The sequence below is a fragment of the Cellulomonas rhizosphaerae genome (genome assembly GCF_003470205.1).
GTDB classification, from domain to species: Bacteria; Actinomycetota; Actinomycetes; order Actinomycetales; family Cellulomonadaceae; genus Cellulomonas; species Cellulomonas rhizosphaerae.
In genome coordinates this window covers 1-12,075 of record NZ_QWKP01000118.1, presented here as the reverse complement: position 1 = coordinate 12,075, position 12,075 = coordinate 1, and the positions used below count along the sequence as shown (strand labels likewise).

Below are 12,075 nucleotides of genomic sequence, written 5' to 3'. Positions count from 1 at the left end.
GACAGCGCGACGGACGACGCCGAGGGCGTCGCCGCGAAGATCGGCGCGGTCTACGCGAGCTTCATGGACACCGACGCCGTCGAGGCCGCCGGGACCGCACCGTTGCGGCTCGACCTCGGCCTCGTCGAGTCGGCCACGACGCAGGCCGAGCTGACGGGTGCGCTCGGCGCGCTGCAGCGCACGGGTGCGGGCGGCGCGATCGGCTTCTGGGTCGACAACGACGCCAAGGATCCCGAGACGTACGTCGTCTACCTCAACCAGGCCGGCCTGGGCCTGCCCGACGAGGCCTACTACCGCGACGAGCAGTACGCCGCGGTCCTCGAGGCCTACCGGCCGCACGTGGCGCGCATGCTCACGCTCGCGGGCGTGCCCGACGCCGCCGAGGCGGCGGAGCGCGTCGTCGCGCTCGAGACCAAGCTCGCGGCGACCCACTGGGACGTCGTCAAGGACCGCGACGCGGACCTGACCTACAACCCGACGACGCTCACGGCGCTGGCCGAGTCGGCCCCCGGCTTCGACTGGCACTCCTGGGCGCTCGCGCTCGGCGCGCCGGCCGGCTCGCTCGACCACGTGGTGGTCCGCGAGCCGACGTTCGCCGAGGGGTTCGCGGCGCTGTGGCAGTCCGAGCCGCTCGAGGACTGGAAGGCCTGGCTGACGTACCACGTGGTCAGCGACCGCGCCCCGTACCTGACCCAGGAGATCGTCGAGGCCAACTTCGACTTCTACGGCCGCACGCTCACGGGTGCGCAGGAGCTGCGTGACCGCTGGAAGCGCGGCGTCGCGCTCGTGCAGGGCGTGCTCGGCGAGGCTGTCGGCGAGGTGTACGTCGAGCGGCACTTCCCGCCCACCCACAAGGCGCGCATGGACGAGCTCGTCGCGAACCTCGTCGAGGCGTACCGCGAGTCGATCACCGGGCTCGAGTGGATGGGCGCGGAGACCCGCGAGAAGGCGCTGGCCAAGCTCGACGCGTTCACGCCCAAGATCGGCTACCCCGTGCGCTGGCGCGACTACGCCGCGCTCGAGCTCACCGCGGAGGACCTGGTCGGCAACGTGCGCCGCGCGTCGGCCTTCGAGCAGGACCGCGAGCTCGGCAAGATCGGCAAGCCGCTCGACCGCGACGAGTGGTTCATGACGCCGCAGACGGTCAACGCGTACTACAACCCGGGCATGAACGAGATCGTCTTCCCGGCCGCGATCCTGCAGCCCCCGTTCTTCGACGCCGAGGCCGACGACGCCGTGAACTACGGCGGCATCGGCGCGGTCATCGGGCACGAGATCGGCCACGGCTTCGACGACCAGGGCTCGAAGTACGACGGCGCGGGCCGGCTCGAGGACTGGTGGACGGCCGAGGACCGCACCGAGTTCGAGAAGCGCACCTCGGCGCTCATCGCGCAGTACGACGCGTTCTCCCCCGCCCAGCTCGGCGGCTCGCACCACGTCAACGGCGCGCTGACCATCGGCGAGAACATCGGCGACCTCGGCGGACTGTCGATCGCGCTCAAGGCCTACCGCATCGCGCTGGGCCGGCCGCTCGAGGAGGCACCGGTCATCGACGGGCTGACGGGCATCCAGCGCGTCATGCTCGGCTGGAGCCAGGTGTGGAACTCCAAGGGCCGCGACGAGGAGGTCGTCCGCCGCCTCGCGACGGACCCGCACGCACCCAACGAGTTCCGCTGCAACGGCGTGGTGCGCAACATCGACGAGTTCTACGCCGCGTACGACGTCCAGCCGGGCGACGCGCTGTACCTCGAGCCCGAGCAGCGCGTCCGCATCTGGTGACTGCCGGGTGGCTGCTGAGCGGGCCTCGACAGGGGCCCGCTCAGCCCACCTCGGTCCACTTCGCGCGCGCCAGGCGGAAGCCCTTGCCGTCGCCGTCCACGCAGGTCACGCCGTTGGTCGCGCTCGTGCACGTGTAGTCGCCGACCGTGACGTCCGAGCCGTAGGCGAGCGTGCGCACGTCCGCACCGGCCACCGTCGGCGCAGGCCCCGTCTCGCACGCGAACGAGACGCCCTCGTCGTTGAGCACGACCACGTGGCCGGTCTCCCCCGTGCATCCCGCGACGGCGGGCGGGTCGTACGTGATGCTCGCGATCGTGCAGGTCACGCCGTCGTCGGACAGCGTGCACGCGATGTTGCCGCTCGGCAGCCGGACCGCCGCGGTGGCAGGTCCGGCGGTCGCCGCGGGTGAGGCCGGCGTGGTCGTCGGCGCGCTGGCGCCCGGGCTGGACGACCCGCCGGACGTCACCACGACGACGAGCACGAGCAGCACGATCACGAGCAGCACGTCGACCACCAGCCAGGTGCGGATGGCGCGCGTCGAGGTCATGGTGCTCCCGGGGGTCGGTTCGGCACCCAGGATCACACGGGACGAACCGGACCTGCCAACCGGCAGGTCAGAACTGCGGTCCGGCGGTCCGGGTGCGCTTGAGCTCGTAGAAGCCGGGCACCCGAGCCATGGCCACGAGGCCGTCGAACAGCAGCGCGGCGTCCTCGCCGGTCGGGGCCGGCGTGACGACCGGGCCGAAGTAGCCGACCCCGTCGATCGCGACGACGGGCGTGCCGACGTCCTCGCCGACCAGGCCGATGCCACGGGCGTGCGACGCGCGCAGCAGCTCGTCGACCTCGTCGGTGTCGCCGACCTTGGCGAGCTCGGCCGGCAGGCCGACCTCCTCGAGCGCCTCGGCGATGACCGCGGGGATGTCCTTGCGGCCGCCGGGATGGATGCGCGTGCCGAGCGCGTCGTAGAGCGGCTTGACGACCTTCTCGCCGTGGTCGCGCTCGGCGGCGATGATCACGCGCACGGCGGCCCAGGCGGTGGTGAGCAGCTCGCGGTAGCGCTCGGGCAGGTCCTCTCGGCCCTCGTTGAGCACGGCGAGGCTCATCACGTGCCAGTGCACCTCGACGTCGCGCTGCTGCGCGGCCTCGTCCATCCAGCGCGACGTCATCCACGCCCACGGGCAGGCGGGGTCGAACCAGAAGTCGACGACGGGTACGGCGGTGTTCTCGGGCACGGTTCCTCCGGTGAAGACGACGGACCTGCAGTCTCACCCCGGCAGTGCCCCTCGCGCACATCAGGACCGAGGCGTGGCCACGTGGGATGATCGGCGGCGGCCACCAGCCACCGATCCACCGCCCGAAGGAGAACCCGCGTGCCCGCTGAGAACCTGACCCGTGCGGAGGCGCGCGAGCGTGCCTCGCTCGTCGCGACGCAGTCGTACGACGTGCAGCTGGACCTGACGACGGGACCGACGACGTTCGCGTCGAGGACCGTCCTGCGGTTCGCGGCGACGGCCGGCGCGAGCACGTTCGTGGACCTCATCGCGCCGACCGTGCACGAGATCACGCTCAACGGCCGGTCGCTCGACGTCGCCGAGGTGTTCGCCGACTCGCGCATCGCGCTCGCCGACCTGGCCGAGCAGAACGAGCTCGTCGTCGTGGCGGACTGCGCGTACATGAACACGGGCGAGGGCCTGCACCGCTTCGTCGACCCGGTCGACGACGAGGTCTACCTGTACTCGCAGTTCGAGGTCGCCGACTCACGCCGCGTCTTCGCGGTGTTCGAGCAGCCCGACCTCAAGGCGACCTTCGCGTTCACAGTCACCGCGCCCGCGCACTGGGTCGTCGTGTCGAACTACCCGGTCATCGGCGAGCCCGCCCCGGTCGAGGGCGGCGTCAACCTCAACGGCGGGGTCGACGAGGGCACCGCGACCTGGACGTTCGAGACCACGCCCCGGCTCTCGTCGTACGTCACCGCGGTCGTCGCAGGCCCGTACCACCACGAGCACAGCTCGCTGACGAGCAGCGACGGCCGCGAGATCCCGCTCGGCGTGTACTGCCGCGGCTCGCTGGCCGAGCACCTCGACACCGACGCGATCCTCGACATCACGCGTTCCGGGTTCACGTTCTACGAGGACGCCTTCGCGGCGCCGTACCCGTTCGCCAAGTACGACCAGCTCTTCGTGCCCGAGTTCAACGCGGGCGCCATGGAGAACGCGGGGGCCGTCACGTTCCTCGAGTCCTACGTGTTCCGCTCCAAGGTCGCCGAGGCGACCGTCGAGCGCCGCGCGGTCACGATCCTGCACGAGCTCGCGCACATGTGGTTCGGCGACCTCGTGACGATGCGCTGGTGGGACGACCTGTGGCTCAACGAGTCGTTCGCCGAGTACGCCTCCACGTTGGCGACCGCCGAGGCGACGCGGTGGACGAGCGCGTGGACCACGTTCTCCTCGCTCGAGAAGAGCTGGGCCTACCGCCAGGACCAGCTGCCCTCGACGCACCCGATCGTCGCCGACATGCGCGACCTGCAGGACGTCGCCGTGAACTTCGACGGCATCACGTACGCCAAGGGCGCGAGCGTCCTCAAGCAGCTCGTCTCCTGGGTCGGGCAGGACAAGTTCTTCGAGGGCGTGCGGGCGTACTTCGCCAAGCACGCGTGGGGCAACACCGAGCTCAAGGACCTGCTCGCCGAGCTCGAGGTCACCTCGGGCCGGGAGCTCGCGTCGTGGTCGGCGCTGTGGCTCGAGCAGGCCGGCGTCACGCTGCTGCGCCCCGAGCTCACCGTGGACGCCGAGGGTGTCATCACCAGCTTCGCGGTCCTGCAGGAAGTGCCCGACGAGTACCCCGTGCAGCGCCCGCACCGCCTCGCGATCGGCGGCTACGACCTGGTCGACGGCCGCCTCGCGCGGACCGTGCACGTCGAGCTCGACATCGACGGCCCGCGGACCGAGGTCCCGCAGCTCATGGGGACCCAGCGCCCGCTACTCGTGCTGGTCAACGACGACGACCTCGCCTACGCCAAGATCCGCCTGGATGCCGACTCGCTCGCCGCGGCGATCGAGCACCTGAGCGCGTTCGACGACTCGCTGCCCCGCACGCTCGTCTGGGCCGCGGCGTGGGACGCGACGCGCGACGGCGAGACGCCGGGCCGCGACTTCGTCGACCTCGTGCTCGGCAACATCGCGCAGGAGTCCGACTCGTCGGTCGTCCTGGTGCTGCTCCGTCAGCTCGCCACGACGCTCGACCTGTACGTCGCGCCCGAGCACCGCGAGGCCACGGACGTCGCCGCGGCGGACGCCCTGCTCGCGCTGGCCCGTGCCGCCGAGGCCGGATCGGACACCCAGCTCCAGCTCGTCAAGGCGTTCGCCGGCCGGGCCTCGACCGACGCGCACCTGGACGTCGTCGCCGCGATCCTGGACGCCCGCGAGAAGCTCGCGGGACTCTCGATCGACACCGACCTGCGCTGGGAGCTGCTCTCCTCGCTCGTCGCAGGCGGCCGCTCGGGCGAGACCGAGATCGCGGTGCAGCTCGCCGCCGACGCGACGGCCACGGGCCAGCGCGCCGCCGCCGCGGCCCGTGCCTCGATCCCCACCGCCGAGGCGAAGGCCGCGGCATGGAGCGCTGTCCTCGACGGCGACGAGCTCGCCAACGCGATCCAGGGCGCGACCATCGGCGGCTTCGGCCGCGTGCACGACCGCGGGCTGCTGGTGCCCTACGTCGAGCCGTACTTCGCCGAGCTCGAGCGGGTGTGGACCGGCAAGACGCACGAGATGGCGCAGAACATCGTCGTCGGGCTCTACCCGACCGAGCTGGCCGACGACGCGCGCGTCGACGTGGCGGGCGCGACCGACGCGTGGCTCGAGGCGCACCCCGACGCGTCGCCCGCTCTGCGCCGGCTCGTCGTCGAGGCCCGCGACGGCGTGCGCCGCGCGCTGGCCGCCCAGGCCGCCGACCGCCTGCGGGCGTGAGCTCGAGCCGGTGCGCCCTGCGGGGCGCACCGGCTCACACCGCGTCCAGCCAGCGGGTCGCCTCGCGTGGCGTGCGGAGCCTGACCACCGGCGCCGTGCGGGCGAGCTCCGCGTAGCGCTCCCGGGTCGGCCGGTGCGCCGTCCACGACCACATCACGATGTTCCGGTGCGGGTCTCGGCTCAGCAGCGAGCGCAGGTCCTCGCGGTTGCCGTGCCAGAGCTCGGCCCGGCTGATCCCGCGGCACAGCGTGCGGCGGACGACCCTCGGGATCACGACCCGGCGCGGGAAGTCGAGCCACACCCAGGCCTCCACGCCGTCGAGCGAGTCGCCGACCCTGCCGGTCCAGTTGCCGTCCGCCACCCACCCGTCCGGGGCGTCGGCGACCGCGTCGCGGATCAGCCGGCGCGCCTCGTCGGGGTCCCGCTTGGTCCAGCCCGCGTCCCAGAAGAACGCGTCGAGCTCGAGCCGGGGAATGCCCAGGCGGTCGGCGAGGGCGCGCGCGAACGTCGACTTGCCAGCGCCGCTGTTGCCGACCACGCGGACGCGCCGCGCGGCGAACCCGGTCAGGAGCCGAGCACGGCCGCCAGCGAGCGCAGCCGGGCGTTGTCGAACAGGTCGTCGATGAGGACGAGCTGGCCCGACGAGTCCGCGAGCGGGACCTTCCAGTTCGGGTACTCCTGGTCCGTGCCGGGCTGGTTCTGCGCGCGCCGCTCCCCCACCGCGTCGGTCAGGGCCACCCCGAGCAGCACGGCTGGCGTGGCCATGATGTAGCGGTGCATGGCCTCGACGACCTCGCGCTCGGAGGCGTCGTCGCCGATCAGGCCGCGCTCGCGCAGCGCCGCGAGCATGCGGTCGCGCTCGGCGTCGGCAGCGGCGCGCACCACGGGCACCGGCTCGGTGAGCAGGCCGAGCCGCTCACGGATCGCCACGTGCTCACCCGCGAGGTAGCCCGCGGTCGGCGGCAGGTCGTGCGTCGTCACCGTGGCCAGTACGAGCTGGCGGTAGTCCTGCGGGGCGAGCGGGTTTCCGTGCAGGTCGTGCTCGAACCACAGCACCGACGTGCCCAGCACGCCGCGCGTGGTCAGGTAGTCGCGGACCCACGGCTCGACGACGCCCAGGTCCTCGCCGATGACGACCGCGCCCGCGCGGTGCGCCTCGAGCGCGAGGATGCCGATCAGCGCCTCGTGGTCGTAGCGGACGTACGCGCCCTCGTCGGCCCCCGCGCCCTCCGGGACCCACCACAGGCGGAACAGCCCGATGACGTGGTCGATCCGGATCGCACCCGCGTGCCGGAGCACGGTGCGCAGCATGTCGCGGTACGGCCGGTAGCCCGCGCGCGCCAGCTCCTGGGGGTGCCACGGCGGCTGCGACCAGTTCTGGCCCTGCTGGTTGTACATGTCCGGCGGCGCACCGACGGTCGCTCCGCGCACCAGCACGTCACCGAGGGCCCACACGTCCGCGCCGGCGGGGTGCACGCCGACGGCGAGGTCGTGCATGATGCCGAGCGCCATGCCGTTCTCGCGGGCGCTGCGCTGCGCCGCGGCGAGCTGCTCGTCGGCCACCCACTGCAGCCACGTGTGGAACGCCACGCGCTCGGCGAGCACGTCGCGCTCGGCGGCGACAGCGTCCGAGCCGGGGTCGGCGAGCGCGGCGGGGATCGTCTCCGAGCCGTACTTCTCCGCGAGAGCGCTCCACAACGCGAACGTCTCGAGCCCCGAGCCCTGCTCCTCGACGAACGCGTCGAACAGGGCCTGCCGCGCCGCGCCGCGGGGCACCGCGAAGACGACCTCGAGCGCGGCGCGCTTGGCTTCCCACGCGGCGTCGCGGTCGATCGGGCCCGGGTCGGTGTCCAGCGCGACGACGGGCTCGGCGGCCCACTCGACGAGCGAGCGGTCGGCCGAGGCGAGGTAGGCCGCCTCGGGCACGGCCTCGGGGCGTACGTAGATCGGGTTGACGAACCGGCGGGTCGTCGGCAGGTACGGCGACGGGGTCATGGGCGCGACCGGCTCGGCGGCGTGCAGCGGGTTGATCAGCAGGAAGTCGGCACCGATGCCGCCCGCGAGCACGCCCAGGTCGGCGAGGTCGACGAGGTCACCTACGCCCCACGACCGGCGCGAGCGGACCGAGTACAGCTGGGCCATGAGCCCCCACTGCCGCTGGCCGTCGAGCGACGCGGGCAGCTCGAGGCGGTCGGGCGTCACGACGAGCACCGCGCGCGCCTGCGCGCTCGGGCCGTCGGCGCGCAGCTCGTGCCAGCCGAGTGGGAGGTCGGTCGGGACCGTGAAGGTCGCGCGGCCGACGAGGCGGCCGTCGACCGTGCGGGGCGCGACGTACGCATCGGTCTGGGTGAGGTCGCGACGGCCGCCGCCCACCTCGTCGTCCAGCTCGATCCACAGCGAGACCGGGTCGCCGTCGGTGACGTGGACCGGCACGTGCACGGTGCGGCCCTCGCGGACGACGACGACGGGCGGCAGCACGCGGCGCCACGGGGTGTCGTCGACGGAGCTCAGCGCCACGTCGATGCGCTCGGGCGACGAGGCGTCCACACCGAGCGCACGGAGCACCCCGCGCAACGTGGTGGCCGACGCGGCCTTCAGCTCGCCGTGGAACCCCCAGTGGTCGGGCGCGACGCCGTGGGCGGCGGCGAGCCGCAGCAGGGCGTCCGAGGGTGCGTCCGTGTCGTCGACCATTGGACTGATCCTGCCAGAGGGACAGGCCGATACGCAGGAGCAACGTCGGCCGCAGGCCTGCTCCGTCGTAGCCTTGCGACCCATGACGGCAACCCCGCTGCCCACGTACCCGCCCGCCCACCGGCTCGACCTGGTCGAGGATCTGCACGGTCACGCGGTCGCCGACCCCTACCGCTGGCTCGAGGACGCCGCCGACGCGAGGACCGAGGCGTGGTCGTCGGCGCAGGACGAGCTGTACGCCGCGCACCGCGCCACCTACCGCGCCGACGGTGCGCTCGGCGCCGAGGCGCTGACCGGCCGCCTCGGCGAGCTGCTGGGCGCCGGGTTCGTCGGGACGCCCGCGTGGCGCGGCGAGCGCCGGTTCTTCTCGCGCCGCGCCGGAGACCAGGAGCACGCCGTGGTCGTGGTCGCAGAGGGCGACACCGAGCGCGTGCTGATCGATCCCGTGGCGCTCGACCCGGCCGGCACCACGACGCTCGACGCGTGGCAGCCGTCCAAGGAGGGCCACCTGCTCGCGTACCAGGTGTCCAGCGGCGGCACCGAGGAGAGCGTCCTGCACGTCCTGGACGTGGCCACGGGCGAGCTCGTCGACGGGCCGATCGACCGTGCGCGGTACTCGCCTGTGGCCTGGCTGCCGGGCGGCGAGGCGTTCTACTACGTGCGCCGGCTGCCCCCCGAGCAGCTGCCCGACGACGAGCACCAGTACCACCGCCGCGTGTGGCTGCACCGCGTCGGCACCCCGGCCGAGACCGACGTCGAGGTGTTCGGCGATGGGCTCGACCACACCAGCTACTACGGCGTCTCCGTCTCGCGCGACGGCCGCTGGCTCATCGTCTCGGCCTCGGCCGGGACCGCGCCGCGCACCGACGTCTGGATCGCCGACCTGTCGACGGGCGGCCCGTTCGTCGAGGTCGCGGTCGGGATCGACGCCGAGACCGGCGCGTGGATCGGCCGCGACGGGCGCTTGTGGGTGCACACCAACCTCGACGCGCCGCGCGGGCGGCTGGCGGTGGCCGACCCGACCGCGCCGGGCGCCGAGCACTGGACGACGGTGCTGGCCGAGGACCCCGAGGCGGTCCTCGAGGACGTCGCGTTCACCGACGGCGGCGCCGACGACACCACGCCGACGCTGCTGCTCGCCTCCTGGCGTCGGCACACCGTCTCCGAGGTGACGACGCACGACCCGGCGTCCGGTGCCGTGCTCGGCGCGGTCGCGCTGCCCGGGCTGGGGTCGATCTCCGGTCTCGTGACGCGGCCCGACGGCGGCGCCGACGTGTGGTTCTCGTACACCGACCACACGAGCGTGCCGTCGGTGCACCGCTTCGACGCGGCCTCGGGCGCCGTGACGCTGTGGGCGTCGCCCCCCGGCGCGCTCGCCGACCTCCCGTCCGTCGTCGCGCGCCAGGTCGAGGTCACCAGCCCCGACGGCACGACGGTCCGGGCGTTCGTCGTCGCGCGCGCCGACCTGCTTGACGCCTCCGGGGCGCCCCTGGCACCGGCCCCGACGATCCTCTACGGCTACGGCGGCTTCCAGATCTCGCTCGACCCGGGCTACTCGGCCACGACGCTCGCGTGGGTGGAGGCGGGCGGCGTGTACGTGGTCGCCAACCTGCGCGGCGGCGGCGAGGAGGGCGAGGACTGGCACCGCGACGGGATGCGCGCGAACAAGCAGAACGTGTTCGACGACTTCCACGCCGTGGGCGACTGGCTCGTGGCGCACGGCTGGACCACGCCCGCACAGCTCGCGTGCTGGGGCGGCTCCAACGGCGGCCTGCTCGTCGGCGCCGCCCTGACGCAGCGGCCGGACCTGTTCGCGGCCGTCGTGTGCTCCGCGCCGCTGCTCGACATGGTCCGCTACCAGCGCTTCGGCCTGGGCGTGACGTGGACCGAGGAGTACGGCGACGCCGACGACCCCACCGAGCTCGGGTGGCTGCTCGGGTACTCGCCCTACCACCGGGTCGTCGACGGCACGGCCTACCCCTCGACGCTGTTCACGGTCTTCGAGGGCGACACGCGCGTCGACCCGCTGCACGCGCGCAAGCTCGCCGCGGCGGTGCAGGCGGCGAGGTCCGGCGCTGCGCCGATCCTCGTGCGGCGTGAGACCGGCGTGGGGCACGGCGGGCGCTCGCTGTCCCGGTCCATCGCGCTCACGGTCGAGCAGCTGCAGTTCGTGGCCGCCGCGACGGGGCTGGGCGCATGATGCGGTTCGCGTCGCCCGCGCCGAGCCCCTCCCCGATCGACGAGGTGACCAGCACCGCGCAGGACACGCTCAAGTGGTTCCTCGGGGTCCCGCTGAACATCGTGCTCATCGTCGGGATCAGCAGCCTGGTGCTCGTCGCGCTGCGCCGGACCATCCGCACGATCACCAAGCACGTCGCCGACGGGCAGCCGCTGCTCGCCCGGACCGGGTTGCAGGAGACCGGGGTCGGCAGCGCGCTCCTGCGGGCCGACCCGCTGGCCTCCGCCCGGCGGTCGCAGCGCGCGCGCACGCTCGACTCGGTGCTGCGCTCGTGCGCGACGATCCTCGTCGGCGGCATCGCGCTGTTCCTCGTCCTCGACCAGCTCGGGGTCAACATCGCGCCGTTCATCGCCTCGGCCGGCATCGTCGGCGTGGCCCTCGGCTTCGGTGCGCAGAGCCTGGTCAAGGACTTCCTCACCGGCACGTTCATGCTGCTCGAGGACCAGTACGGCGTAGGCGACGTCATCGACGCGGGGCCGGCGAACGGCACGGTGGAGGCCGTCACGCTGCGGGTCACCAAGATCCGCGACGCCGACGGAACGCTCTGGTACATCCCGAACGGATCGATGCTGCGCGTCGGCAACAAGACGCAGGGCTGGGCGACCGCGGTCGTCGAGGTCGACGTCGACTACTTCGCGAACGTCGACGAGGTCCGCTCGCTGCTCGAGGAGGCCGCCGCGTCGGTCGCCGCCGACCCGGAGCTGGGCCCCGAGCTGCAGGGCGAGCCGACGATCACGGGCATCGAGAAGCTCAGCGCGGACGCCGTCACGATGCGGCTCAAGGTGCGCACGTCACCCGCGAAGCAGTGGGAGGTCGCCCGTGCGCTGCGGGTCGCGACGCGCGCCGTGCTCGAGCAGGCGGGCGTGCCGCTCGCGGGTCAGCACGACCGGATGACGGCGTACGTCGCGGCCCGGACTGCGGAGCCCGGCGAGCCCGACGACGGGCTGCACGAGACGGTGGAGCCCTAACCGGCCCGACTACGGCCGCTGGTACTCCTCGAGGACGTCGACCGTGCCTCCGAAGGCGATGTTCGGGCTGGCCCTCGCGACTGCGACCGCTGCCTCGAGGGAGTCGAACTCGACCAGCGACGCGCCGCGGACGTCGCCTCGGTAGTCATCGATCTGACGTGCCGACACCGATGCGCCGCCCGCAGTACGAATTCCGTGCTCCTCCTGGAGCTCGGCGTTCCAGGTGTGCCACGCGGCGCGGTTCTCGGCAACGCGGTCGGCAGGCACCGGATCGGGTCCCGCGCGGTAGATGAAGATGAACGACGGCATGCCGCCATCGTGTCACCCGACCTCGACGGCGGGGGGGTCAGCTCCAGTCGAGCAGGGGGTCGCCGGCGGCGACGACGTCACCGTCGGCGGCCAACGCCGTGACGACGCCCTCGGGCGCCTGCAG

At 73.2% G+C, this 12,075-nt stretch carries 9 protein-coding genes; 4 read left to right on the top strand and 5 right to left on the bottom strand.

The window, feature by feature from the left end; all coding sequences use genetic code 11:
- Positions 1 to 1,779, top strand: a 1,779-nt coding sequence (locus D1825_RS03090) for a M13 family metallopeptidase (protein ID WP_118766011.1), incomplete at its 5' end; no start/stop codon positions are given.
- A 40-nt stretch (positions 1,780 to 1,819) separates the two neighbouring features.
- Here the strand turns inward: D1825_RS03090 and D1825_RS03085 are convergent.
- Both D1825_RS03085 and D1825_RS03080 read right to left on the bottom strand, forming a co-directional pair.
- The gene (locus D1825_RS03085; RefSeq protein ID WP_118766013.1) at positions 1,820 to 2,326 is read right to left on the bottom strand and encodes a hypothetical protein; all 507 of its coding nucleotides are present in this window, start codon (positions 2,324 to 2,326) and stop codon (positions 1,820 to 1,822) included.
- 67 nt (positions 2,327 to 2,393) lie between these two features.
- Positions 2,394 to 3,011: a mycothiol-dependent nitroreductase Rv2466c family protein gene (locus D1825_RS03080; RefSeq protein WP_267897557.1), complete on the bottom strand. Its 618-nt coding sequence runs from the start codon at positions 3,009 to 3,011 to the stop codon at positions 2,394 to 2,396.
- A 138-nt stretch (positions 3,012 to 3,149) separates the two neighbouring features.
- Here D1825_RS03080 and pepN point away from each other — a divergent pair, with 138 nt between their 5' ends.
- Positions 3,150 to 5,744, top strand: a complete 2,595-nt coding sequence (pepN, locus tag D1825_RS03075) for an aminopeptidase N (protein ID WP_118766010.1) — start codon at positions 3,150 to 3,152, stop codon at positions 5,742 to 5,744.
- 34 nt (positions 5,745 to 5,778) lie between these two features.
- Here the strand turns inward: pepN and D1825_RS03070 are convergent, their stop codons facing one another.
- On the bottom strand, positions 5,779 to 6,282 hold the full coding sequence (locus tag D1825_RS03070) for a P-loop NTPase family protein (protein WP_233549590.1): 504 nt from the start codon (positions 6,280 to 6,282) through the stop codon (positions 5,779 to 5,781).
- A gap of 26 nt (positions 6,283 to 6,308) precedes the next feature.
- A complete protein-coding gene (gene malQ, locus D1825_RS03065) occupies positions 6,309 to 8,435 on the bottom strand; it encodes a 4-alpha-glucanotransferase (RefSeq protein WP_118766008.1) in 2,127 nt (708 codons plus the stop codon).
- A gap of 82 nt (positions 8,436 to 8,517) precedes the next feature.
- On the opposite strand from malQ, the gene D1825_RS03060 reads away from it, so the two are divergent.
- A complete protein-coding gene (locus D1825_RS03060) occupies positions 8,518 to 10,635 on the top strand; it encodes a prolyl oligopeptidase family serine peptidase (RefSeq protein WP_118766007.1) in 2,118 nt (705 codons plus the stop codon).
- Positions 10,632 to 11,642, top strand: a complete 1,011-nt coding sequence (locus D1825_RS03055) for a mechanosensitive ion channel family protein (RefSeq protein WP_118766006.1) — start codon at positions 10,632 to 10,634, stop codon at positions 11,640 to 11,642. Before D1825_RS03060 ends, D1825_RS03055 begins: the two co-directional genes overlap by 4 nt.
- 9 nt (positions 11,643 to 11,651) lie before the next feature.
- On the opposite strand, the gene D1825_RS03050 is transcribed toward D1825_RS03055, so the two are convergent.
- A complete protein-coding gene (locus tag D1825_RS03050) occupies positions 11,652 to 11,951 on the bottom strand; it encodes a YciI family protein (protein ID WP_118766005.1) in 300 nt (99 codons plus the stop codon).
- Between the last annotated feature and the right edge of the window lie 124 nt (positions 11,952 to 12,075).

Bases quoted from the DNA above. Each gene is read 5' to 3' on its own strand.
- D1825_RS03085 (WP_118766013.1), bottom strand. From the start codon at position 2,326: ATGACCTCGACGCGCGCCATCCGCACCTGGCTGGTGGTCGACGTGCTG.
- malQ (WP_118766008.1), bottom strand. From the start codon at position 8,435: ATGGTCGACGACACGGACGCACCCTCGGACGCCCTGCTGCGGCTCGCC.
- D1825_RS03055 (WP_118766006.1), top strand. From the start codon at position 10,632: ATGATGCGGTTCGCGTCGCCCGCGCCGAGCCCCTCCCCGATCGACGAG.
- D1825_RS03050 (WP_118766005.1), bottom strand. From the start codon at position 11,951: ATGCCGTCGTTCATCTTCATCTACCGCGCGGGACCCGATCCGGTGCCT.
- D1825_RS03060 (WP_118766007.1), top strand. From the start codon at position 8,518: ATGACGGCAACCCCGCTGCCCACGTACCCGCCCGCCCACCGGCTCGAC.